The organism is Streptomyces sp. SudanB182_2057 (genome assembly GCF_964272715.1).
GTDB classification, from domain to species: Bacteria; Actinomycetota; Actinomycetes; order Streptomycetales; family Streptomycetaceae; genus Streptomyces; species Streptomyces rubradiris.
In genome coordinates, this window is sequence record NZ_OZ186798.1 from 2355179 (window position 1) to 2378543 (window position 23365).

General features: G+C 72.9%; 17 protein-coding genes, 1 pseudogene and 1 riboswitch. Of the genes and pseudogenes, 8 read left to right on the forward strand and 10 right to left on the reverse strand.

The window, feature by feature from the left end; all coding sequences use genetic code 11:
• Positions 1–437 precede the first annotated feature (437 nt).
• Entirely contained in the window at positions 438–1478 is a 1041-nt protein-coding gene (sepH, locus tag ACSURM_RS09970; RefSeq protein WP_436954652.1) for a septation protein SepH, read from the forward strand.
• A 75-nt stretch (positions 1479–1553) separates the two neighbouring features.
• On the opposite strand, the gene ACSURM_RS09975 is transcribed toward sepH, so the two are convergent.
• On the reverse strand, positions 1554–2405 hold the full coding sequence (locus ACSURM_RS09975; RefSeq protein ID WP_436954653.1) for a sulfurtransferase: 852 nt from the start codon (positions 2403–2405) through the stop codon (positions 1554–1556).
• A gap of 316 nt (positions 2406–2721) precedes the next feature.
• Between ACSURM_RS09975 and ACSURM_RS09980 the strand changes: the two genes are divergently transcribed.
• Complete coding sequence (locus ACSURM_RS09980) at positions 2722–3513, forward strand: VOC family protein (protein ID WP_436954654.1); 792 nt, start codon at positions 2722–2724, stop codon at positions 3511–3513.
• 4 nt (positions 3514–3517) lie between these two features.
• On the opposite strand, the gene ACSURM_RS09985 is transcribed toward ACSURM_RS09980, so the two are convergent.
• From ACSURM_RS09985 to ACSURM_RS10000, 4 genes are all read right to left on the reverse strand, one after another.
• Positions 3518–4168, reverse strand: a complete 651-nt coding sequence (locus ACSURM_RS09985; RefSeq protein ID WP_359046461.1) for a thymidine kinase — start codon at positions 4166–4168, stop codon at positions 3518–3520.
• Between the two features lie 53 nt (positions 4169–4221).
• A complete protein-coding gene (locus ACSURM_RS09990) occupies positions 4222–5418 on the reverse strand; it encodes an alkaline phosphatase family protein (protein WP_436954655.1) in 1197 nt (398 codons plus the stop codon).
• The gene (locus ACSURM_RS09995) at positions 5418–6014 is read right to left on the reverse strand and encodes a DUF5998 family protein (RefSeq protein ID WP_436954656.1); all 597 of its coding nucleotides are present in this window, start codon (positions 6012–6014) and stop codon (positions 5418–5420) included. The genes ACSURM_RS09990 and ACSURM_RS09995 overlap by 1 nt, the downstream gene beginning before the upstream one ends.
• A gap of 96 nt (positions 6015–6110) precedes the next feature.
• Positions 6111–8999: a bifunctional acetate--CoA ligase family protein/GNAT family N-acetyltransferase gene (locus ACSURM_RS10000; RefSeq protein WP_436954657.1), complete on the reverse strand. Its 2889-nt coding sequence runs from the start codon at positions 8997–8999 to the stop codon at positions 6111–6113.
• Positions 9000–9176: 177 nt separating this feature from the next.
• On the opposite strand from ACSURM_RS10000, the gene ACSURM_RS10005 reads away from it, so the two are divergent.
• Positions 9177–9458 carry an HPr family phosphocarrier protein gene (locus ACSURM_RS10005; RefSeq protein WP_030609104.1) on the forward strand — a complete coding sequence of 94 codons (282 nt, stop codon included), beginning with the start codon at positions 9177–9179 and terminating at the stop codon, positions 9456–9458.
• A 213-nt stretch (positions 9459–9671) separates the two neighbouring features.
• Here the strand turns inward: ACSURM_RS10005 and ACSURM_RS10010 are convergent, their stop codons facing one another.
• From ACSURM_RS10010 to ACSURM_RS10025, 4 genes and pseudogenes are all read right to left on the reverse strand, one after another.
• Positions 9672–10355 carry a GntR family transcriptional regulator gene (locus tag ACSURM_RS10010; protein ID WP_436954658.1) on the reverse strand — a complete coding sequence of 228 codons (684 nt, stop codon included), beginning with the start codon at positions 10353–10355 and terminating at the stop codon, positions 9672–9674.
• Positions 10356–10550: 195 nt separating this feature from the next.
• Positions 10551–11297: a M23 family metallopeptidase gene (locus tag ACSURM_RS10015; protein ID WP_436954659.1), complete on the reverse strand. Its 747-nt coding sequence runs from the start codon at positions 11295–11297 to the stop codon at positions 10551–10553.
• Between the two features lie 12 nt (positions 11298–11309).
• Positions 11310–11462, reverse strand: a riboswitch (cyclic di-AMP (ydaO/yuaA leader).
• 227 nt (positions 11463–11689) lie between these two features.
• Positions 11690–13077 (reverse strand): annotated as a pseudogene (locus tag ACSURM_RS10020) (M16 family metallopeptidase).
• Entirely contained in the window at positions 13074–14477 is a 1404-nt protein-coding gene (locus tag ACSURM_RS10025) for a M16 family metallopeptidase (RefSeq protein WP_436954660.1), read from the reverse strand. Before ACSURM_RS10025 ends, ACSURM_RS10020 begins: the two are co-directional and overlap by 4 nt.
• Before the next feature lie 328 nt (positions 14478–14805).
• On the opposite strand from ACSURM_RS10025, the gene ACSURM_RS10030 reads away from it, so the two are divergent.
• From ACSURM_RS10030 to ACSURM_RS10040, 3 genes are all read left to right on the forward strand, one after another.
• On the forward strand, positions 14806–17262 hold the full coding sequence (locus ACSURM_RS10030; protein WP_436954661.1) for a DNA gyrase/topoisomerase IV subunit A: 2457 nt from the start codon (positions 14806–14808) through the stop codon (positions 17260–17262).
• Between the two features lie 90 nt (positions 17263–17352).
• Complete coding sequence (locus ACSURM_RS10035; protein ID WP_436953732.1) at positions 17353–18588, forward strand: IS701 family transposase; 1236 nt, start codon at positions 17353–17355, stop codon at positions 18586–18588.
• A 186-nt stretch (positions 18589–18774) separates the two neighbouring features.
• Positions 18775–19700 (forward strand): IS5 family transposase gene (locus ACSURM_RS10040; RefSeq protein ID WP_436952712.1). Its coding sequence is split into 2 segments (ribosomal slippage): positions 18775–19152 and positions 19155–19700, totalling 924 coding nucleotides; the frame shifts between segments, so codons are not numbered across the junction.
• Positions 19701–19715: 15 nt separating this feature from the next.
• On the opposite strand, the gene ACSURM_RS10045 is transcribed toward ACSURM_RS10040, so the two are convergent.
• Complete coding sequence (locus ACSURM_RS10045) at positions 19716–20804, reverse strand: CobW family GTP-binding protein (protein ID WP_436954662.1); 1089 nt, start codon at positions 20802–20804, stop codon at positions 19716–19718.
• A gap of 215 nt (positions 20805–21019) precedes the next feature.
• Between ACSURM_RS10045 and ACSURM_RS10050 the strand changes: the two genes are divergently transcribed.
• Both ACSURM_RS10050 and ACSURM_RS10055 read left to right on the forward strand, forming a co-directional pair.
• Positions 21020–22276: a citrate/2-methylcitrate synthase gene (locus ACSURM_RS10050; RefSeq protein WP_436954663.1), complete on the forward strand. Its 1257-nt coding sequence runs from the start codon at positions 21020–21022 to the stop codon at positions 22274–22276.
• A 53-nt stretch (positions 22277–22329) separates the two neighbouring features.
• Entirely contained in the window at positions 22330–23271 is a 942-nt protein-coding gene (locus ACSURM_RS10055) for a sucrase ferredoxin (RefSeq protein ID WP_436954664.1), read from the forward strand.
• Positions 23272–23365 lie beyond the last annotated feature (94 nt).

Consider the following 23365-nt stretch of genomic DNA (forward strand, 5'->3'; position numbering starts at 1 on the left):
CCGACCGACTGCACGAGAAGGGGACGTATGGACGAAACCATTAGTTCCGTTTCTGGCGATTGCGTGAACTTCACCACGTCATGATCGACAAAACCGGTTGCGAACGGCCAAGTCGCACCCCTTGCGAGAAGTTGGCCAGCGCACCAATCCACGCACGTGGCCCGAATGGAGTACTGTTGCGAGCCCTGGGTCCGGTCTCCCACCAGGAGATCCGCGGCCCCGCTGGATCACCGGGAGGGGACTGGTTGCACAGGGTGACGGAGTTGGTCACTTAGCGTGGCGAACAGGTAACCGTGCCATAACGGCGGTCCCGGGCCCACGCCCGACACGCCGGGCAACTCGGCAAGGTTGTGGCAGGCTGCACCCGGGCAGGCCACACTCGACTAGCGGAAGCAGCGACGCACGTGACGTCGGCAGGCACCACCCGGGAGGTCCCCATGCCCGAACTGCGTGTCGTGGCCGTCTCGAATGACGGCACACGGCTGGTGCTGAAGGCTGCCGACTCCACGGAGTACACACTTCCGATCGACGAACGCCTGCGCGCCGCCGTGCGCGGCGACCGGCCGCGTCTCGGCCAGATCGAGATCGAGGTCGAGAGCCATCTGCGCCCGCGGGACATCCAGGCCCGGATACGAGCCGGAGCCACCGCGGAAGAGGTCGCCCAGCTCGCCGGCATCCCCGTCGACCGGGTGCGGCGCTTCGAGGGGCCCGTGCTGGCCGAGCGCGCCTTCATGGCCGAGCGCGCCCGCAAGACCCCGGTCCGCCGCCCCGGCGAGAACTCCGGCCCGCTGCTCGGCGAGGCCGTGCAGGAACGGCTGCTGCTGCGCGGCGCCGACAAGGACACGGTGCAGTGGGACTCCTGGCGCCGCGACGACGGCACCTGGGAGGTGCTCCTCGTCTACCGGGTCGCGGGCGAGCCGCACTCGGCGAGCTGGACGTACGACCCGCCCCGGCGGCTCGTCCAGGCCGTCGACGACGAGGCGCGCTCGCTGATCGGCGAGTCCGACGACCTCGCCGCCCCCGAGCCGAGCTTCCCGTTCGTCCCGCGGATCGCCCGGCTGCCCCGCGAACGCTCGATGGACCGTGCGCTCGAACGGGTGGACCGGGAGCGGCCCGGCCTGCCCGCGCCGCCGCCGGAGCCCGCCGAGGAGAGCACGGGCGAGCGCGACTCGCTGACCAGCCTGCTGGAGGCCGTGCCGAGCTTCCGGGGCGACCTCGTCGTCCCGGAGCGCCCGTCGGACTCCGCGGAGGAGCCCGGCGACGAGCCCGAGGCGGAGGAGCCGCCGGCGCCCGCCGCCTCGGCCGGCTCCGCCTACGCGGACGTCCTCATGCCGCGCTCCGTCGGCAGCCACCGTGACCGGCTCGTCGGCGCGACCGACCGCCAGGCCGAGGCCGACGGCGTCCGCCCCGGCCGCCGCGCCGCCGTGCCGAGCTGGGACGAGATCGTGTTCGGCACCCGCCGCAAGAAGCAGGAGTAGGCGGCCGACGGCAGCCAGGAAAAGGGGGGCACGCGTGCGTGCCCCCCTTTTTTCGCCGGTTCTCCGGCCGTGGCGCTATCGCGGGTCCGCCCCCACCGCCACCGGACGCGACGGGTCCGAGGACCATTCCGACCAGGAGCCCACGTACAGGGCAGCCGGGATGCCCGCCACCGCCAGCGCGAGCACCTCGTGGGCGCCGGAGACGCCCGAACCGCAGTACACGCCCACCTCGGTGTCCCCGGACACCCCCAGGGCCTTGAAGCGGTCCCTCAGCTCCGCCGCGGGCAGGAAGCGGCCGTCGGGGCCCACGTTCTCCGTCGTCGGCGCCGACACCGCGCCCGGGATGTGCCCGCCGACCCGGTCGACCGGCTCCACCTCACCGCGGTACCGCTCCCCCGCGCGGGCGTCCAGCAGCACACCCGTGCGGGCCAGGCCGGCGGCCCCGTCCGCGTCCAGCAGCCCCCCGGCCGCCGGCGCCGGTGTGAAGTCGCCCTCGGCCGGGCCCGGCACCTCGGTGGACAGCTCACCCCGCCAGGACGGCAACCCGCCGTCGAGGACCCGCACGTCCGGGTGACCCGTCCAGCGCAGCAGCCACCACGCGCGCGCCGCCGCCCAGCCCTGCCCGCCGTCGTACACGACGACCGGACGGCCGGCCGACACGCCCGCGCGGCGCATCGCGGCACCGAACTCCGCGAGGTCGGGCAGCGGATGCCGGCCCCCCACGCCCGGCGCCCCGGCCAGCTCCCGGTCCAGGTCGACGAAGACCGCGCCCGGGATGTGCCCGGCCGCGTACTCGGCCCGCCCGTCGAAGGCGGGCGCGCCGGCCGCCTTGGCCAGACTCAGCTGCCAGCGCACGTCCAGCAGGACGGGCGGATTGCCGCCGGTGAGCGCGGGCAGGAGTTCGGATGCGGTGATGATGGCTGTCATGGGGTCCATCCATACGCCAGGGGTGGCCGTGGCGTCCAGGTCCGGCTACTCTGCTCGGCCGGACAGGCTCGATCACGGTCGGTACGGGATCGAGCACATGGTGTACCACTGACGGACACCCGTCGGCCATCGTCAAGATGCGGCGAAAGACGGCGGATCGGGCATCCTCTCGTAGGGACGGCGAGCGGCGCGGTACGGCCCTGCGGCACCCGGAGGATGCGGGGACCGGCACGGGCGTGCGCGCCGACGGCGCGGACACCCTTCCGGGGAGCGGAAGCGACACGGCCACCGCGAGGGGCCGGGGAGAGAGTGATCGATGACCGAGGCACGGGAGCCGGCCGGTGCGCACGCGCGGCGCCTGCCCGGCACACCCTGCTGGGTGAGCCTGATGGTGCACCGGCTGGATGCCACCGAGGAGTTCTACGGCGAGCTGTTCGGCTGGGAGTTCCGGCCCGGTCCGCAGCAGCTCGGCCCGTATGTGCGGGCGCTGCTCGACGGGCGGGAGGTGGCGGGCGTGGGCCGGCTGCCGACGGACCGCCGGCTGCCGGTCGCCTGGACTCCCTACCTCGCCTCGGACGACGTGGACCGGACCGCCGACACGGTCCGGCTGTGCGGCGGCACGGTGGCCGTCGGCCCGCTGGACGCCGCCGAGGCCGGGCGGATGGCGATCGCCGCCGATCCCTCCGGGGCGGTGTTCGGGATCTGGCAGGGCGCCGCGCATCCCGGGGCGGCCCTGACCGGTGTGCCGGGCGCCCCCGTGTGGAACGAACTGCTCACCTTCGAGACGGAAAGCGTCACGAAGTTCTACAGAAGCGTCTTCCCCTACGAGGAGGAGCCGGTCGTCTCCGCCGGTGACGACTGTCTGACCCTGTGCCTGGACGGCCGTCCGGTGGCCGGGCTGCACGGCGTGGGCCACGACCTGCCGCCGGGCCGGGGGCCGCACTGGCGGACGTACTTCGAGGCCGCCGACCTCGACGCGACGCTGCGCCTGGTGGCGGAGCTGGGCGGCCGGGTCCTGGCACCGGCGCACGACGGCCCGTACGGGCGGGTGGCGACGGTGGCGGACCGGGAGGGCGCCGAGTTCTCGGTGGTCCAGGGGGCGCGCTGAGCCCTCAGGAGGGCGAGACGGGCAGCACGTCCGGGGACAGGGCCGCCGCGCGGGCCGACGCGGCGGTCATCCGGCGCCGGTGGTGCCGGCGGCACAGCACCTCGTAGCCGACCTCGCCCGCGGACTGGTTGACGTCGCCGACGACCACCTGGGCGCCCTCGACCACCATCTCGCCGTCCACCGTGCGGGCGTTGTGCGTGGCCCGTGCGCCGCACCAGCACAGCGCCTCCACCTGGAGCACCTCGATCCGGTCGGCCAGCTCCACCAGCCGCTGCGAGCCGGGGAACAGCTTGGAGCGGAAGTCGGTGGTGATGCCGAAGGCGAAGACGTCCAGCCCGAGATCGTCCACCACGCGCGCGAGCTGGTCGATCTGCTCGGGCGCCAGGAACTGCGCCTCGTCCGCGATCACGTAGTCGGCCCGGCCGCCCTGGGAGAGGTGGTCCACGAGGTACGCGTACAGGTCCTTGCCGTCCTCGACCTCCACCGCCTCGGTGACCAGGCCCAGCCGGGAGGACAGCTTGCCCTCGCCCGCGCGGTCGTCCCGGGTGAAGATCACGCCCGCCAGGCCGCGCGCGGACCGGTTGTGCTCGATCTGCAGAGCCAGCGTCGACTTCCCGCAGTCCATCGTTCCGGAGAAGAACACCAGCTCGGGCATGAGGAGTTGAGCACCTTTCGGTGAAATCGGCGAAAAGGGGGAGGGGCAGGGGGTCAGGAGCGTACTTCGAGCAGCGGGACGAGCTGTTCCGCCGGGGTCATCGAGCCGTGGTTGCCGACCAGCGCCGACTCCTTGGGCTCCCGCTCGGAGGCGATGATCAGCACGTCGTCGTGCGCGGCGGCGATCACGTCCCCGATCCGCGGGTACACGCGCTCGTCGCACGCGCCGGGCCGCCCGAACCAGCCCGCCGCGATCGCCTCGTCGCGCGAGGCCACCCAGAACTGCTCCCCGAGCACCTCGCGCCACACGGCCAGCACGTCGTTCTCGGCGCCCGGCACCGCGTACACGTGCCGGGCCCGGCCCTCGCCGCCGAGCAGCGCGACACCGGCCCGCAGCTCCCAGTCCTCGTCGAAGTCGATGCGGTGCCGCTCGTCGAACGGCACGTCGACCATGCCGTGGTCGGCGGTGACGTACAGGGCGCTGCGCGGGGGCAGCCGCTCGGCCAGCCGCTGGGCGAGCCGGTCGACGTACATCAGCTGGCCGCGCCAGGTGTCGGAGGCGACGCCGTAGCGGTGCCCGGAGCCGTCCAGTTCGGCGTAGTACGTGTACACCAGCGAGCGGTCGCCGACGGCCAGTTGCTCGGCCGCGAGGTCCATCCGCTCCTCGCCGGTGAGCCGCCCGTGGAAGGTTCCGCCGCTGAGCGCGACCTTGGTGAGCGGGGTGTGCTCGAAGGCGGGCGAGGTCACCTGGGCGGTGTGCACCCCGGCCTGGTGGGCCAGCTGGAAGACGGTCGGGTACGGCTGCCAGGCGCCCGGTTCGGTGTACGGCTGCCAGCGGAGCTGGTTCATCAGCTCGCCGGTGGCGGGGTTGCGCACGGCGTATCCGGGCAGACCGTGCGCGCCGGGCGGCAGGCCGGTGCCGACGGAGGCGAGGGAGGTCGCGGTGGTGGCCGGGTAGCCGGCGGTGAGCGGGCGGCCGGTGCCGCCGCGGGAGCTGCCGAGCAGCGAGGTCAGGAAGGGCGCCTCGTCCGGGTGGGCGGCGAGCTGCTCCCAGCCGAGGCCGTCGACCAGGAAGACGCAGACCCGGTCGGCGGGGGTCAGTTCGCCGATCGTGGCGGTCAGGCCGGGGACGCCGAGGCCGGTGGCCAGGGTGGGCAGCAGGTCGGCCAGGGAGCCGCTGCCGTACTCGGGCAGCGGCGCGGTGTCCAGGGCGAGGGGCTCCGGGTGGTCCCAGGCGGAGAGCTGGGACATCAGCGCGTGACGTCCGCGGTCGCCTCCGAGATGGCCTGCGCGAAGGCGAGCGCCTGGCGCACCGTCTCCGGGCCGTCCCCGGCCTCGCTGACGCGCAGGCTGAGGTCGTCCGCCGTGGAGCTGCCCGTGTAGCCGTGGTCGGCGTCGCAGTTGGGGTCGCCGCAGGCGGCGGGCTCCAGGTCGATGCGGTTGACCGCGCCCCAGCCGATGGTCAGCACGACCTCGCGGGGCGGCGTGCCCGGCGTGTACTGCTCGGGGTTGGCGACCACCCGGCTGACCACGACCGACGAGATCCGGTCGAGCTTCACGGACTCGGTGGAGGTGGTGGCGTACGGCGTCGGGGAGGTGTTGTCGGCGGCCTGCTCGTCGGTGTGGCTGACGATGAAGCGGTTGCCGGTGAGGACCAGCACGGTGACGTGCCGGCGGACCTCGTTCTGGTCGAACGTCGTCTCCTGGTGGACCAGGTACGACCGGACGGGCTCGCCGCCCACAGCGGCCTCCACCGCCTCGGCCACGAGGGCCGGGTAGTAGCCGCTGCGCTCGATCGCCGCGCGCAGCCCCTGGGTCGTCGTACTGGTCTTGGCCATGGCGTCCATCCTAATCCGTGGGCAAGGGCACTCCGGGCCAGCCGGACGGTCCGGGGGCGGGCGTGGCCCAAGGGGCGGAGGGGTTCCGGACGGCGGTGGGGCCGCTCAGTAGGCCGGCATCGTGCGCGGGCCGAGGTCGTCGCGGGCGGGCGGGGGCGCGAGCCGTACCGTGGCGCCGAGGACGCTCACCCCGTGCGGGGCGACGACGACCGGCTCCAGGGTGACCGCGACCACCTCGGGGTGGTCGTCGACCAGCCGGGACACCCGCAGCAGCAGCTCCTCCAAGGCGGGGGTGTCCACGGGGGTGGAGCCGCGCCAGCCGAACAGCAGCGGCGCGGTGCGGATGGAGCGCACCAGCGAGGTCGCCTCCCGGTCCGTGACGGGGATCAGCCGGTGGGCCATGTCCCCGAGCAGCTGGGAGGCGGCGCCGGCCAGGCCGAAGGACAGCACGGCCCCGGCCGCCGGGTCGATCACCGCGCGGACGACGGTGTCCACGCCCCGGGGCGCCATCGCCTGCACCACCGGCCGCAGCTCCTCGGGCGGCCCGAACAGCTCGGTCAACTCGGCGTAGGCCCGCAGCAGTTGTTCCTCGTCCGCGAGGTCCAGCCGGACCCCGCCCAGGTCGGCGCGGTGCCTGAGGTGCGGGGCGGTGGCCTTGAGGGCCACCGGGTAGCCGAGCGCGCGGGCGGCGTCCACGGCGGCGTCCGGGCCGGGCGCGGGCAGGGCGCGGCGCACGGGTATGCCGTAGCGGCCGAGCAGCTCGCAGGTGTGCTCGGCGGAGATCGTGAGCCCTTCGCCGCGGGCGAGCAGCTCGCCGATCAGCCGGGCGGCCCCCTTCTCGTCGATGTCGTCGAACTCCGGGACCTTCCCGGGGTCGGCCGCCTCCCGCCGCCACCGCGCGTACCTCACGGCTTCGGCGAGCGCCCGCACCGCGCGTTCGGCGGCGGGGTAGGCGGGGATGAGACGGGTGCCGTCCTGGGGGGAGGCGGGGGATGCCTGGCCGGCCGGGGGTGCGGGGGGTACGAGTGGTGCGGGGGGTTCGGTGGCGGGAGCCGATGGCGCGGCCGACGGTCGTTCCGCTCGCGCGCCGGGCGTCCGGTCGGCGGCGCCCGGTGCCCCCGGTGCCGTGCTCGTCGCGGCCGACAGCGCCTGTGCCAGCCCGCCCAGCTCGACATGGACCACCAGCACCGGCTTGCCCGGCACCGCCGCCGCGGCCGACCGCAGTGCCTCCGCCAGTTCCGCGTCCCCCGGCGACCCTTCCCCGATCGCGGGGATCGCCGTGACGACGACGGCGTCGTTCGTGTCGTCGGCCAGCGCGTCGGCCAGCGCCCGGTGGAAGTCCTCCGCCGTCGCCTCGGTGGTCAGGTCCACCGGCCGGGCCGGCCGCAGCCCCTCCGCCACACACCGGTCGTACGTCAGCACGCCGAGCGACTCGGAGTTGCCGAGGATGGCCACGCGCGGTCCCGCGGGCAGCGGCTGCCGGGCGAGCAGCAGCCCCGCGTCGACCAGCTCGGTGATGGTGTCGACCCGGATCACCCCGGCCTGCCGCAGCAGCGCGGACACCGTCGCGTACGGCAGCCGGGTGGCGCGTACCGCGTGTCCCTGCGGGGCGGTGCCGGTGCCCTGCACGACGACCAGGGGCTTGGCCGCGGCCGTGCGCCGGGCGAGCCGGGTGAACTTGCGGGGGTTGCCGATGGACTCCAGGTACATGAGGACGACGTCGGTGTCCGGGTCGTCGTACCAGTACTGCAGGACGTCGTTGCCGGAGACGTCGGCGCGGTTGCCGGCGGACACGAACGTGGAGACGCCCGTGACGCCGGTCACCCCTCCCCCGCGCCGGTGCAGCCGGGACAGCAGGGCGATGCCGATGGCGCCGGACTGGGCGAAGAGCCCGATGCGGCCGGGGCGGGGCGGCTCGGGGGCGAGCGAGGCGTTCAGCCGGACGTCCTCGGCGGTGTTGATGATCCCGAAGGCGTTGGGGCCGATGAGGCGCATGCCGTGGGCGCGGGCGGCCCGGACGAGCGCGCGCTGCCGTTCGCGTCCCTCGGGCCCGCTCTCGGCGTACCCGGCGGACAGGACGACCAGCCCCTGGACGCCGTGTTCGCCGCACTCGGCGACCACGGCGGGCACGTGCTCGGCCGGTACCGCGACGACGGCGAGGTCCACGTGCCCGTCGATGTCGCGCACCGAGCGGTAGGCGGGCACCCCGTCGATCTCCTTGAGGTCCTCGGGGAATGCCTTGTTCACGGCGTGCAGCGGGCCCGCGTAGCCGGCCTCGCGGATGTTGCCGAGGATGCCGCGGCCCACCCCGCCGGGGGCGCGGCCGACGCCGACGACCGCGACGGAGCCGGGTGCGAGGAGCCGCCGTACCGAGCGGGCCTCGGCGCGCTGTTCCCGGGCGTGCTGCACGGCCATGGACCGGTCGGTGGGTTCGAGGTCCAGCTCCAGGCGTACGACGCCGTCCTCGAAGCTGCGCTTCTGGGTGTAGCCGGCGTCCGTGAACACCTTGATCATCTTGGTGTTGGCGGGGAGCACCTCGGCGGCGAAGCGGCGGATGCCCCGCTCGCGCGCGACGGCCGCGATGTGTTCCAGGAGGGCGGAGGCGACGCCGCGGCCGTGGTGGGCGTCCTGGACCAGGAAGGCGACCTCGGCCTCGTCGGCGGGCACGGAGGCGGGCAGGCCGTCGGCGCCGATGCGGTCGTAGCGTACGGTGGCGATGAACTCGCCGCCGATGGTGGCCGCGAGTCCCACCCGGTCCACGAAGTCGTGGTGCGTGAAGCGGTGGACGTCCTTGGCGGACAGGCGTGGGTACGGCGCGAAGAAGCGGTAGTACTTCGACTCGTCCGAGACCTGCTCGTAGAAACTGACCAGGCGGTCGGCGTCGTCGACGGTGATGGGCCTGACGCGCGCGGTGCCGCCGTCGCGCAGCACCACGTCCGCCTCCCAGTGGGCGGGGTACTGGTGCCGGTCCTGCCGGTCCGCCGAGGTGTGCATGGGCCCCAGCGTAAGGGTCGCGTACGACAACGGCGCGAGGCAGTCTATGGGGGCGACGCCGGACCGAGGCCGCGGTCCGGGGTCGCGCCGGGGCGGTCCTCGCCGGCCCGCTCCGGGCACGCTTCACGGTATGGGAAACTGGTCTAGACAACCCTGAGCACTGAAGGGCAGCAACACATGGCTGAGCGCCGCGTCAACGTCGGCTGGGCCGAGGGCCTCCACGCCCGCCCCGCTTCTCTCTTCGTCCGAGCCGCCACGGCCACAGGCGTCCCGGTGACGATCGCCAAGGCCGGGGGCAACCCCGTCAACGCGGCCTCGATGCTGGCCGTCCTGGGCCTGGGCGCCCAGGGTGGCGAGGAGATCGTCCTCGCCTCCGACGCCGAGGGCGCCGACGCCGCCCTGGACCGTCTGGCCAAGCTGGTCTCCGAGGGCCTGGAGGAACTGCCCGAGACCGTCTGAGCGGGACCGGGAAGCCGCGCCGTCCGTATCGGGCGGCGCGGCTTCCGCGTTTCCGCCGCCGGTTCCAGGGTCGCGCCGGTTCCGTCGGCGGATTTCTTCTCGGGTGTTCGCCCGGTCGCCCGGCACACGCGGGACATGAAATTGACGGAAGCGGAAAAGGGCAGCGGAAAACACCCGCCGCCGAATTACCCTTCTTTGTATACGGCGCCCGTGTTAATGCCGCGGACCCGACATGTTTACGGCATGTTGCGAAGTCCTCACACGCTCCGCGCCGGGAAGGCGCAGCCGGTGCGCGCCCGTCGCGCGTTCGGCGTGCAGTGCCGTCAGCGCCCGCGCGCGTTCGCCGTCCCCGCGCGCCACCGCGTCCACGATCGCGCCGTGCTCCGCCCAGGACTCCACCGGGCTCACCGGCGGCTCCACCGCGTACATCCAGGCGATCTTGTGCCGCAGCTGGGTCAGCATCGAGGTCAGCGAGGGGCTGCCGCAGGCCTGGGCAAGCGTCTCGTGGAACCAGCCGCCGAGCGCGCGCAGATCCTCGCTGTTGCCCTTCCTGGCCCGCTCCTGGCCCAGCCGGACCAGGCCGCGCAGCACCTTCAGATGGGCCTCCGTGCGCCGCTGGGCGGCCCGCGCGGCGCCCAGCGGCTCCAGCAGCGTCCGCATCTCCAGCACGTCGGCGGCCTCCCGCTCGGTCGGCTCGGCCACGCACGCGCCCGCGTGCCGGCGCGTCACCACGAAACCCTCGGCCTCCAGCGTGCGCAGCGCCTCGCGGACGGGGACGCGCGAGACGCCGTAGCGGCGGGCCAGGACTTCCTCGGTGAGCCGGCTGCCGCGCTCGTAGACACCCGCGACGATGTCGTCCCGGACAGCGGTGCACACCGAGTGCGCCGGAATACGCATGACCGACCTCCGCCTTAATCCCCGTGAAACGCCGACGATGGACGCGTATACCGTGACTCTATTCCAGCGGGCCGGAATTTCCGACGGGGGGCGGTAATCCATGGATATTTTTTGGACAACGAGTCCGGCGGACGGCGTGAAAAACGGCGAAAGCCCCGGCTCGGGTGAGCCGGGGCCGTCGGAAACGCGCGGGCGTCAGATCCGGACGCCGTGCCCGCGGAGGTAGGCGACGGGGTCGATGTCCGAGCCGTACTCGGGCGACGTGCGCGCCTCGAAGTGGAGGTGCGGGCCGGTGACGTTGCCCGTGGCGCCGGACAGGCCGATCTGCTGGCCCGGCTCGACCTGCTGGCCCACTGTGACGCCGATGGAGGACAGGTGCCCGTACTGCGTGTACATGCCGTCGGCCATCCGGATCACGACCTGGTTGCCGTAGGCGCCGCCCCAGCCGGTGGCGACGACCGTGCCGGCGCCCACCGCGTGCACCGTGGAGCCGCTGGCCGCGTGGAAGTCGATGCCGGTGTGCGAACCGGAGGACCACAGGGAGCTGGAGGCCTGGTAGGCCGTGGAGACGTAGGAGTGCGCGACGGGGGCGACGAAGGTGTTCAGCCGGCGGCGCTCGGCCTCGCGCGCGGCGCGGACCCGCTCCTCCTCGGCCCGCTCGGCGGCCGCCTTCGCCGCGGCCTCCTCGGCGGCCTTGCGGTCGGCGGCCTGCTGCTGGGCGGTGGCCTGCGCGTCGATCTGCGCGGCGACGTCCTCGGTGGCGGCGAGGACCGGCGTGAGGCCGGTCTGGTCCACGGGGTTGTCGGCGGCGAGCGCCGGGGAGGCGGCGAGGGTGCCGATGACACCGGTGGTGGTCAGGGCCGCGACGCCGGCCGCCTGAGCGGTGGTGCGCTTGACCCGGCCGGGCTTGCGGTGCTTCCCGGTGGCGCACATGAACGCCATGAAGTGGCTGGTCCTTTCCTTCCCTCTCGCCTACCGGGTTAGCTGACGGGTTCGGAGCAGGAAGGTCTCCTACGAGCCCCCTCGCGGGCGCCCGATTCACCCCAGGGACGGTGGGTCCCCGGCTCCCCTGGCTCGCGCCGTACGGGGACTCGGCGATGACTGTCCGGTGCCGCGGGTGCGGCGCACTGCCTGACGAACAGCCCGGACGACGCTACGGCGGCCCGCTTTCGATCCTCAAACGGATCCGGGGTTTTGTAGCGCATCCCACAGGTCAGACAGGCAACCTCCGCCCCAAAACGGGCATCTGAGGGCCCGAGTGGAACAGCGTGGGGCCCTGACGGCTCGTAAGCCGTCAGGGCCCCACGCGCGCGTGCGCCGGATGCGCCGGGCCGCTACTCGGCCGGCACCACGGTCACCTCACCGATGCCGAGCGCCTCGACCGGCGCCTTGATCTGGGAGGCGTCGCCGACGAGGACGGTCACCAGGCGGTCCACCGGGAAGGCGTTCACGACGGCCGCGGTGGCCTCCACGGTGCCCGTGGCGGCCAGCTGACGGTACAGCGTCGCCTGGAAGTCGTCGGGCAGGTGCTGCTCGACCTGGTCGGCCAGCGTGCTCGCGACGGCCGCCGCGGTCTCGTACTTCAGCGGCGCCACGCCGACGAGGTTCTGCACGCGACGTCCCGCTCGGCGTCGGTCAGGCCCTCCGCCGCGACGGTGCGCAGCACCTTCCACAGGTCGTCCAGCGCCGGGCCGGTGTTCGGCGTGTCCACGGAGCCGCTGATGGCGAGCATCGCCGCGCCCGTGCCGTCCGGCGCGGACCTGAGGACCTGCCCGAAGGAGCGCACGCCGTAGGTGTAGCCCTTCTCCTCGCGCAGGACGCGGTCCAGGCGGGAGGTGAGGGTGCCGCCGAGGCAGTAGGTGCCGAGCACCTGGGCGGGCCACACGCGGTCGTGCCGGTCGGGGCCGACCCGGCCGATGAGCAGCTGCGTCTGGACGGCGCCGGGCCGGTCCACGATCACCACGCGCCCGGTGTCGTCGGCCGTCACCGGCGGCACCGGCCGCGGCTCGCCGGGGGTGCCGGTCCAGGCGCCCAGGGTGTCGCCGAGCAGCGCGTCCAGGTCGGTGCCGGTCAGGTCGCCGACGACGACCAGGGTGGCCGTGGCGGGCCGCACATGGCGGTCGTAGAAGGCGCGTACGGCCGCCGCGTCGATCTTCTCGACGGTCTCCTCGGTGCCCTGGCGCGGCCGGGACATGCGCGAGGCCGCCGGGAACAGCTCCTTGGAGAGCTCCTTGGCGGCCCGGCGGGAGGGGTTGGCCAGCTCGTGCGGGATCTCGTCCAGGCGGTTGCGGACGAGGCGCTCGACCTCGCTCGGGGCGAAGGCGGGCGCGCGCAGCGCGTCGGCGAGCAGGCCGAGGCCCTTGGCCAGGCGGGAGACCGGGACCTCCAGGCTGAGCCGGACGCCGGGGTGGTCGGCGTGCGCGTCCAGGGTGGCGCCCGCGCGCTCCAGCTCGGCGGCGAACTCCTCGGCGGAGTGCTGGTCGGTGCCCTCGGAGAAGGCGCGCGCCATGATCGTGGCGACGCCGTCCAGGCCGGCCGGCTCGGCGTCCAGCGGCGCGTCCAGCAGCACCTCGACGGCGACGACCTGCTGGCCGGGGCGGTGGCAGCGCAGCACGGTCAGGCCGTTGCCGAGCGCGGTGCGCTCGGGGGCCGGGAACGCCCAGGGCTTGGCCTCGCCGGGCCGCGGCTGGGGGTGGAACTCCATGGTGGCGAGCTCGGTCACTTGGCCGTCTCCTCGTTCTCGGTCTCGTCGCGGCCCGCCTCTACGGTCGCTTCCTGCTCCGGGTCCTCCGGGACATCGGCGTCGGGGGCGGCCTCCGGGGACTTCGGTTCGTAGACCAGCACCGCGCGGTTGTCGGGCCGCAGACGCGCCTTGGCGACTTCCTGGACCTCCTCGGGGGTCACCTCGAGGACGCGATTCACGGCGGTCAGGGCGAGCTGCGGGTCGCCGAACAGGACGGCGTACCGGCACAGTTCGTCGGCGCGACCGGCGACCGTGCCGAGCCGGTCCAGCCACTCGCGCTCCAGCTGGGCCTGGGCGCGCTCCATCTCCTCGGGGGTGGGCCCCTCCTCCGCGAACCGGGCCAGCTCCTCGTCGATGGCGGTCTCGATGACCGGCACCTCGACGTCACCGGAGGTCTTCACGTCCAGCCAGCCCATGGAGGGCGCGCCGGCCAGGCGCAGCAGGCCGAAGCCGGCGGCGACGGCCGTGCGGTCGCGGCGCACCAGGCGGTTGTACAGGCGGGAGGACTCGCCGCCGCCGAGGATGGTCAGCGCGAGGTCGGCCGCGTCGCACGCGCGCGTGCCGTCGTGCGGGAGCCGGTAGGCGGCCATCAGGGCGCGCGCCGGGACCTCCTCCACGACGACCTCGCGCTTCTGCCCGCCGATGACGTCCGGCAGCGAGCCGTCGCGGGGCGCGGGCTTGCCGTCGTGGGAGGCGATGGAACCGAAGTACTTCTCGATCCAGGCCAGGGTCTGCTCGGGGTCGATGTCGCCGACCACGGAGAGCACCGCGTTGTTCGGCGCGTAATAGGTGCGGAAGAACTGGCGGGCGTCCTCCAGGGTGGCCGCGTCCAGGTCCGCCATGGAGCCGATCGGCGTGTGGTGGTACGGGTGGCCCTCCGGGTAGGAGAGGGCGGTCAGCTTCTCGAAGGCGGTGCCGTAGGGCACGTTGTCGTAGCGCTGGCGGCGCTCGTTCTTGACGACGTCCCGCTGGTTCTCCATGGACTCCTCGTCCAGGGCGGCCAGCAGCGAGCCCATGCGGTCCGCCTCCAGCCACAGGGCCAGCTCCAGCTGGTGGGCGGGCATGGTCTCGAAGTAGTTGGTGCGCTCGAAGCTCGTGGTGCCGTTCAGCGAGCCTCCGGCACCCTGCACCAGTTCGAAGTGGCCATTGCCCTTCACCTGTGCGGAGCCCTGGAACATCAGGTGCTCGAAGAGGTGAGCAAGGCCGGTACGCCCCTTGACTTCGTGGCGGGAGCCGACGTCGTACCAGAGGCAGACCGCCGCCACCGGGGTCAGGTGGTCCTCGGAGAGCACCACGCGCAGACCGTTGGCCAGGCGGTGCTCGGTCGCTGCCAGGCCCCCGGAGCCTGCCTCGGCTGTGGTCGTGTGACCCATGGGCATGTACGTCCCTTCGCGAGCGGAGGCGGTTGATGGAAACCGCGGTTGTGCTGCCGTTCCTGCCACTGTATGCAAAGCGTGCGGGGCCTTCGCGAAGTTCCCGCGGACGTACGCCGACAGCGGATCGCGTACGCTGCGTCGGACCCCTTCCCGGACGGTTCCCCGGCGCTGGGGGCGCTCCCGCTCCCCGCCGCCGGCCGGGGCCGCCCGGACCGGGTCGTGCACGGGTTGTCAGTACCTCGGTCCACAATGGTCGGCGTCAGATCCGTCAAACGCTTCAGCACCAAGCGCCCCGTAGGCGAGCGACCAGATCAGAAGGAGCCAGGCAGCGATGGCCCGCCGCAGCACGAAGACCCCGCCGCCCGACGATTCGTTCGAGGAGAGGATCCTCGACATCGACGTCGTGGACGAGATGCGTGGCTCCTACCTCGAGTACGCGTACTCGGTCATCTACTCGCGCGCCCTGCCGGACGCCCGTGACGGACTGAAACCGGTGCACCGCCGGATCGTCTACCAGATGAACGAGATGGGCCTGCGCCCCGAACGCGGCTACGTGAAGTGCGCGCGGGTCGTCGGCGAGGTCATGGGCAAGCTGCACCCGCACGGCGACTCGTCGATCTACGACGCGCTGGTGCGCATGGCGCAGCCCTTCTCCATGCGCGTGCCGCTCGTCGACGGCCACGGCAACTTCGGTTCGCTGGGCAACGACGACCCGCCGGCCGCCATGCGGTACACCGAGTGCCGGATGGCCGAGGCGACGGGCCTGATGACCGAGTCGATCGACGAGGACACGGTCGACTTCGCGCCGAACTACGACGGTCAGGAGCAGGAGCCGGTGGCCCTGCCCGCCGCCTTCCCGAACCTGCTGGTCAACGGCGCCTCGGGCATCGCGGTCGGCATGGCGACGAACATGCCGCCGCACAACCTGCGCGAGGTCATCGCCGCCGCCCGCCATCTGATCCGGCACCCGAACGCCGACCTGGACGCGCTGATGAAGCACGTCCCGGGCCCCGACCTGCCCACCGGCGGCCGGATCGTCGGCCTGGACGGCATCCGGGACGCGTACGCGTCCGGCCGCGGCACCTTCAAGATCCGCGCGACGGTCTCCATCGAGAACGTCACCGCCCGCCGCAAGGGCCTGGTGGTCACGGAACTGCCGTTCACGGTCGGCCCCGAGAAGGTCATCGCGAAGATCAAGGACCTGGTCAACGCCAAGAAGGTCCAGGGCATCGCCGACGTCAAGGACCTCACCGACCGCGAGCACGGCCTGCGCCTGGTCATCGAGATCAAGAACGGCTTCGTGCCGGAGGCGATCCTGGAGCAGCTGTACAAGCTGACCCCGATGGAGGAGTCCTTCGGCATCAACAACGTCGCCCTGGTCGACGGCCAGCCGCTCACCCTGGGCCTGAAGGAGCTGCTGGAGGTCTACCTGGACCACCGCTTCGACGTGGTCCGGCGGCGCAGCGAGTTCCGCCGCGGCAAGAAGCGCGACCGGCTGCACCTGGTCGAGGGCCTGCTGACCGCGCTGGTCGACATCGACGAGGTCATCCGGATCATCCGGTCCAGCGACAACTCGGCGCAGGCCAAGGAGCGCCTGATCGAGCGCTTCTCGCTGAGCGAGGTGCAGACGCAGTACATCCTCGACACGCCGCTGCGCCGGCTCACCCGGTACGACCGGATCGAGCTGGAGGCGGAGAAGGACAAGCTCACCGCGGAGATCGAGGAGCTGACCCGGATCCTGGAGTCGGACGCGGAGCTGCGCAAGCTGGTCTCGGCCGAACTGGCCGCCGTGGCGAAGAAGTTCGGCACCGACCGGCGCACGGTCCTGCTGGAGTCCGCCGCCACGCCGGTCGCCGTGCCGCTCCAGGTGGCCGACGACCCGTGCCGGGTGCTGCTGTCCTCGACGGGGCTGCTGGCCCGCACGGCGACCGACGCGCCGCTGCCGCGGGCGGCGGGCGCCAAGCGGGTCAAGCACGACGTGATCGTCTCGGCCGTGCGGACGACCGCGCGCGGGGTGATCGGCGCGGTGACCTCGGCGGGCCGGCTGCTGCGGATCAACGTGGTCGACCTGCCGCAGCTGCCCGAGCCGACGGCCGCGCCGAACCTCTCGGGCGGGGCCCCGCTGGCTGAGTTCGTCTCCCTGGAGGACGACGAGACGGTGGTCTGCCTGACCACGCTGGACGAGTCGTCGCCGGGTCTGGCGCTCGGCACCGAGCAGGGTGTCGTCAAGCGGGTGGTGCCCGACTATCCGTCCAACAAGGACGAGTTGGAGGTCATCACGCTCAAGGAGGGGGACCGGATCGTCGGCGCGGTGGAGCTGCGCACCGGCGAGGAGGACCTGGTGTTCATCACGGACGACGCGCAGCTGCTGCGCTTCCAGGCATCCATCGTCCGTCCGCAGGGCCGTCCGGCGGGCGGCATGACGGGCATCAAGCTCACCGAGGGCGCGAAGGTGATCTCCTTCACGGCGGTCGATCCGGCTGCCGACGCGGTGGTGTTCACGGTGGCGGGCTCGCGCGGCACGCTGGACGACTCGGTGCAGACGACGGCCAAGCTGACCCCGTTCGACCAGTACCCGCGCAAGGGCCGGGCGACCGGCGGGGTGCGCTGCCAGCGGTTCCTGAAGGGCGAGGACTGCCTGTCGCTGGCCTGGGCGGGCCCGGCGCCGGCGCGGGCGGCGCAGAAGAACGGCACCCCGGCGGAGCTGCCGGAGCCGGACCCGCGCCGGGACGGCTCGGGCACGTCGCTGCCGAAGACGGTGTCGGTGGTGGCGGGACCGGTGCTCTAGGCGGCCCGGCCAGGGCTGGCGGTCCGGGCAGGGGCTAGTAGTGCTTCGTTACGTTGAGTGATCACGGCTGATGGTGGGCAGCTTCCTGGAGTGAGGTTGGGGGAAGTGGAACGGCTCCGGGGCGAGTTGGCGGAGTTCGTTGCCGATGTGTTCGGGTCGTTTCCGCGGCGGGATCAGCGGCGGTGGGGCGAGTGCTATCTGCGAGGCTTGATGCTCGATGGCCGGCGCAAGTCCATCCAGCCGATGGCCGAGCGTCTGCCGGACGGGAACATGCAGGCCCTGCAGCAGTTCGTGAACCAGTCGCCGTGGGATCCCTTACCGGTGAGGCGGCGGATCGCCGAGCGGTTGTGCGAGGCCATCCGCCCTGAGGTGTGGGTGATCGACGACGTGTCGTTCCCCAAGTGCGGCACCGCGTCGGTGGGTGTGGCCCGCCAGTACTGCGGAGCGGTCGGCAAACGGGCGAACTGCCAGGTCGCGGTCAGTGTCCATGCCGCCACCGACACCGCCTCATGCCCGCTGCAGTGGCAGTTGTATCTGCCGCGTGAGTGGACGGACGAGCCGGACCGGTGCCGCAGGGCAGGAGTCCCCGACGACGTGGTGCACCGGGAGAAGTGGCGTCTGGCGCTCGGCCTTTTGGACACGCTCGCCCAGTGGCAGTTGAAGGCGCCGGTCGTGGTCGCCGACGCCGGCTACGGCGTCAGTACCCCGTTCCGGCTCGGCCTCCAGGCGCGAGGGCTGTCCTATGTCCTGGCCCTGAACGGGAAGGAAGTCGCTCACTTGGAGGATGCCGAGCCGCACCAGCCTGCTTATGGCGGGCTCGGACCACCCACCCTTCCCCGCTACCGCACCCCACCGCGAGCCGTCTGCGTCCTCGCCGCGCAGGCGGGTGCCAAGCAGTTCACCGAGGTGACCTGGAGGCAGGGCAGCAAAGGCGCGATGACCTCACGGTTCGCGGTGCTGACCGTGCGGCCCGCGGGCAAGCAGTCCCTGGCCGCAGCTCAGGAGGCCGGCGGCGGCCGCAACCAGTGGGACGGCGTCCTGCCCGTCCAGACACTCCTCATCGAATGGCCGGACGGCCAGGACACCCCGACGGACTACTGGATATCGAACCTGCCCGCCACCACACCAGTCGCTGACCTGGTGCGGTGGGCCAAGATGCGCTGGCGGATCGAGCACGATTACCGCGAGCTCAAGCACGGCCTCGGACTGGACCATTTCGAGGGCCGCACCTGGCGCGGCTGGCACCATCACGTCACCCTCGTCACCGCCGCACAAGCCTTCCTCACCCTCAGGCGGCACGACCCAAAAGCCCGCATACCGGCCTGACCCTCTACCAGGTCCTCGACGCTCTTCAGGACCTGCTGAGGTGCTGGACCGGTACCTGCGCCACCTGCGGACGACCCCTGCCCAGCCCTCGGAGAAGCCGCAGACAGCCCAGAACCTAACGAAGCACTACTAGGACTTGTCCGGCCGATCATGTGACTACTTTGCGCTCGGGTCGTTGATGTGGACATGGGGCGGGGTGATCTGACGGATGCCGAGTGGGAACGGCTGCGGCCGTTCCTGCCGGTCAGTAACAGGCGTTGTGGCAGGTGGCGGGACCACCGGCAGGTGATCGACGGGATTCTGCATCGGGTGCGGACCGGGGTGCAGTGGCGTGACCTGCCCGAACGGTTCGGGCCGTGGAAGACCGTCTACGAACGCCACCGGCTGTGGTCGGCCGACGGCACCTGGGAGCGTCTGCTCCAGCAGGTCCAGGCCGCGGCCGACGCGGCGGGTGAGATCGACTGGGACATCGCGGTGGACTCCACCATCGTGCGTGCTCATCAGCACGCGGCCGGCGCCCGGACCGAGCCGCCGCCGGCGTCAAAGGGGGCCGAAGAGATGGAACACCAGGGCGAAACGCCGTGGCAGAGCCTGCTCGCCCGCCTGGTGGAGGTGGTGCTGGAGGTGAGGGCCTGGGGCGCTCGCGGGGCGGGTTCACCAGCAAGCTCCACCTGAGCGCGGACGGTCGCTGCCGCCCGTTGTCTGTGGTGGTCACCGGCGGGCAGAGGGCGGACTGCACCCAGTTCAAGCCGGTCCTTGAAAAGATCCGCGTCCCCCGGACCGGACCGGGCAGGCCGCGCAAGAAACCCGACAGCCTGGCGGCCGACAAGGCTTACAGCAACGGACCCTGCCGCGAGTACCTGCGACGGCGGGGCATCCGCCACACGATCCCCGAGAAGACCGACAGCCAGGCCGCCCGCCTGCGAAAGGGCTCGCGTGGCGGACGGCCACCCGGCTTCGACGAAGACCGCTACAAGAAACGCAACACGGTCGAGCGGGCGATCAACCGGCTGAAGCAGTCCCGGGCAGTCGCCACCCGCTACGACAAACGCGGGTACGTCTTCCTCGGCACCGCCACAGCGGCAGCCCTGATCATCTGGCTGCGAACTTGATCGCCCGGACAAGTCCTAGTAGACGGGCGGGGGCTCCTCGACGAGGTCGGCTTCCTCCTCGTCCGGTCCCTGTACGTAGCGCAGGACGCCCCACATGCCGTGCTCGTCGGCGTGCGGGGCGTCGTTCCCGCACGCCTCCAGTTCCTTGCGGAGCGCGTCCGCGTCGATGCCGGAGCCGATCAGCACGAGCTGGGTGAGGCGTTCGTCGCCGGGCGCCCAGGGTTCCGGGTAGAAGCGCAGGAACCGGCCGACGGCGTGCACGGCGTAGCGGTTGGCCGTGTCGTACGGCCCGAAGTCGACGTAGCCCTTGATCCGGTACAGGCCCTCGGGCCAGCTGTCCAGGAACCGCATGAGCCGCCGGGGTTCCAGGGGGACGGCGGAGGTGAAGGACAGGCTGTCGTAGCCGGTGTGCAGGTGCCCGGCGTGCTCCGGGTCGTCGTGGTCGTGCAGGTCGTCGAAGGACAGCTGGCCGACGCGCTCCTCGGTGGGGCGGCAGTCGAAGAGGAACTCGGGGTCGATGCGGCCGTAGGTGGCGGGGACGACGGCCGCGCGGTCGGTGAGCGAGCGGACGAGCCCCACGATCCGGTCCGCGTCGCCGGCGCGGTCGAGTTTGTTGACGACGACCAGGTCCGCGAGGGCGAGGTGCCGGTCGATCTCGGGGTGCTTCGCGCGGGTGTCGTCGAACTCGGCGGCGTCGACCACCTCGACCAGGCCGCCGTAGACGATGCCCGGGTGCTCGCTGGCGAGGACCATGCGCACGAGTTCCTGTGGTTCGGCCAGCCCGCTGGCCTCGATGACGATCACGTCGATGCCGGCGGCGGGCGCGGCGAGCCGGTCCAGGTACAGATCGAGTTCGCCGGCGTCCACGGCGCAGCACAGGCAGCCGTTGCCGAGCGAGACGGTCGAGTCGCCGAGGGCCCCGGCGACGGCCATGGCGTCGATCTCGATGGCGCCGAAGTCGTTGACGATGGCCCCGATGCGGCTGCCTCCGCCGCGGTGCAGCAGATGGTTGAGGAGCGTGGTCTTCCCGGAGCCCAGGAAACCGGCGAGTACCACGACCGGGATCTGCTGCGGGCTGCCGCCGCTTGCCAAGCTGTTCCCCAACGGGCGACCTCTCAGACGTACCAGCGCGCACCGGCTCGCGCCCGGTGCGCGGACGGGCATGGACGGAGGGTCCAGGATACGAGCGGCCCGGAACCGGCTCCCGTTCCGCATCCCGGACTTGATGCGACGATCGACAGCTCATCGTGGATTCGATCAATATTGCTTGAATCAACGTTCGGCCATCAACATGTACAGAGGCGGCTACGGTGGCCCCCATGCGCGATCACGACACCGTTCCCCACCACTCCGGGCGCCGGCTGACCACCAAGGAGACCGCCGAACTGCTCGGCGTGAAGCCCGAGACGGTCTACGCGTACGTGAGCCGCGGCCTGCTCAGCAGCAGACGCGAGCCCGGCGGCCGGGCCAGCACCTTCGAGGCCGGGGAGGTCGAGGCGCTCGCCCGCCGCAACCGCCGGGAGGCCGCCGGAAGCCCGGGCACCGGCGGCGAGCTGTCCGTCCGCACCCGCATCACGCTGATCGAGCAGGACCGGTACTACTACCGCGGCGTCGACGCGGTCGAGCTGGCCGCCCGCCACCCCTACGAGGAGGTCGCGGAGTGGCTGTGGACCGGGCAGCCGGCGCCGGGAGCGACGTTCACCGCGCCCGAGGCCACCGCCGAGGTCGCCCGCCGCGCGGTGGGCGCGCTGTCCGAACACGCCTCCGCCGTCGACCGGCTGCGGGTGGCGGCGATCGCCGCGGCGGCCGAGGACCCGCTGCGCTTCGACCTGTCCGAGGAGGCCGTGCTGCACACGGCGCGCACCCTCGTCCCCACCCTCGTCGCCGCGCTGCCGCGGGTCCGGTACGACCACGAGGACGACGGCCCGCTGGCCCACCGCCTGTGGGGCCGGCTGACCGGCCACCCGGCCGACGATGCCTCCCTGCGCGTCCTGGACACCGCGCTGGCCCTGCTGGCCGACCACGACCTGGCCGCGTCCACCCTCGCGGTCCGGGTCGCCGCCTCGGCGCGGGCGCACGCGTACGCGGCGGTCTCGGCCGGGCTCGGCGTACTGGAGGGCCCGCTGCACGGCGCGGCCGGCGGACTGGCCCACCGGATGCTCCTGGACGTGCTCGACCAGGGCACGGCGGTCCCGGTCATCGCCGAAGAGCTGCGTGCGGGCCGCCGCGTCCCCGGCCTCGGCCACCAGCTGTACACCGGCGAGGACCCCCGCGCGCGGGCGTTGTTCGAGCTGCTGGAGCGGCTCCCGCGCGCGGAGTCCGCGCTGCTCGCGGCCCGTGACATCGTCGCCACCACCGCCCGGCACACCCCGCTGCACGCCAACGTCGACCTGGCCCTCGCGGTGTTCACCGTGTCCTGCGGCATGCCGGCCTCGGCCGCCGAGACGATCTTCGCCGTCGCGCGGACCGCCGGCTGGATCGCGCACGCCCTGGAGGAGTACGGCGAGCGCCCGCTGCGCATGCGCCCCAGCGGCCACTACGTCGGTCCGCGCCCGCCCCGGCCCCTCCCGGAGTAGGGCACGGCGGGCCCGCAAGTCACCGGCGGGAAAGTCAGGTTAGGCTCACCTCTGTGAGTAGGTGTGCGACCGTCTCCCGCTTGCTCGACGAGCCGGTTTCCGGTACGGCTGCCACGGCGACGACCTGGCTGCTGCTGGAACAGCCGGGCCCGTGGGGCGCCAGGGCGCTGAGGTCCAGCCATCTCGATCCCGCGCTGGGCCGTGCGCTGGAGGCCGCCGCCGACGGAACCGGCGTGCGGATCGCGCTGATCCGCCGTCCCGGACGCCACGCCGACCCCGGCCCGCCCCCGGTGCGCCAGGTGTACGCCGCGCACACCGTTCCCGGGCGGGTGTGGCTGCACGGCGCCGCCACCGTCGAGCCGCGCAGCCTGCTCGACCTGGACTTCGCCGCGCTGGGGGCGGGCGACCACCGGTCCTTCGGCGCGGTGCTCGGCGGGCGGCCCCATCGGGGTGACCCGCTGGCGCTCGTGTGCACCAACGGCAAGCGTGACCGCTGCTGCGCCCTCCTGGGCCGCCCCCTCGCCGCGGAGCTGGTCGCGTCGGGGGTGCACGGCGTCTGGGAGGTCACTCATCTGGGTGGACATCGGTTCGCTCCCACGGTGCTCGTCCTGCCGTACGGCTACGCCTACGGCCGCGCCGGGGCCCACACCGTGAAGGAGGCCCTGCACGGCGCCCAGGAAGGGCGCGTGCTGGTCGAGGGGTGCCGGGGGTGTTCCGCGTGGGAGCGGCCCGGCCAGGCGGCGGAGCTGGCCGTGCGGACGGCCGCGGACGAGTACCGCGCGGGAGTGCTGAGCGTCGTACGGACCGAGGGCACGGCGCCGCGCTGGGAGGTCACCGTCACCCACGCCGACGGCCGCCGGTGGCGGGTCACCGTGGCACAGGGCGCGTCGCTGCCGCCCCGCCCGGAGAGCTGCGGCGCGGAGGTGCTCGGCACGCCCGCGCGGATGGACGTGGTCGAGGTGCGCGAGCTGCGGCCGACGGCGCTGGCGAGCTGACCCGGCGCGCGTCCCGTCCACGTTGATCAAGGGTTGATCAAGAGATCCACACCCCACCCGCTGGGGGCTTCCGGCCGCCCCACGTACCGTCATG

Coding starts and splice junctions, on each gene's coding strand:
- ACSURM_RS10015 (WP_436954659.1), bottom strand. CDS start 11,297: ATGGCGTTCATGTGCGCCACCGGGAAGCACCGCAAGCCCGGCCGGGTC.
- ACSURM_RS10005 (WP_030609104.1), top strand. CDS start 9,177: ATGGCTGAGCGCCGCGTCAACGTCGGCTGGGCCGAGGGCCTCCACGCC.
- ACSURM_RS10000 (WP_436954657.1), bottom strand. CDS start 8,999: ATGCACACCTCGGCGGACCGGCAGGACCGGCACCAGTACCCCGCCCAC.
- ACSURM_RS09975 (WP_436954653.1), bottom strand. CDS start 2,405: ATGACAGCCATCATCACCGCATCCGAACTCCTGCCCGCGCTCACCGGC.
- ACSURM_RS10010 (WP_436954658.1), bottom strand. CDS start 10,355: ATGCGTATTCCGGCGCACTCGGTGTGCACCGCTGTCCGGGACGACATC.
- sepH (WP_436954652.1), top strand. CDS start 438: ATGCCCGAACTGCGTGTCGTGGCCGTCTCGAATGACGGCACACGGCTG.
- ACSURM_RS09980 (WP_436954654.1), top strand. CDS start 2,722: ATGACCGAGGCACGGGAGCCGGCCGGTGCGCACGCGCGGCGCCTGCCC.
- ACSURM_RS10030 (WP_436954661.1), top strand. CDS start 14,806: ATGGCCCGCCGCAGCACGAAGACCCCGCCGCCCGACGATTCGTTCGAG.
- ACSURM_RS09985 (WP_359046461.1), bottom strand. CDS start 4,168: ATGCCCGAGCTGGTGTTCTTCTCCGGAACGATGGACTGCGGGAAGTCG.
- ACSURM_RS09990 (WP_436954655.1), bottom strand. CDS start 5,418: ATGTCCCAGCTCTCCGCCTGGGACCACCCGGAGCCCCTCGCCCTGGAC.
- ACSURM_RS10050 (WP_436954663.1), top strand. CDS start 21,020: ATGCGCGATCACGACACCGTTCCCCACCACTCCGGGCGCCGGCTGACC.
- ACSURM_RS09995 (WP_436954656.1), bottom strand. CDS start 6,014: ATGGACGCCATGGCCAAGACCAGTACGACGACCCAGGGGCTGCGCGCG.
- ACSURM_RS10025 (WP_436954660.1), bottom strand. CDS start 14,477: ATGCCCATGGGTCACACGACCACAGCCGAGGCAGGCTCCGGGGGCCTG.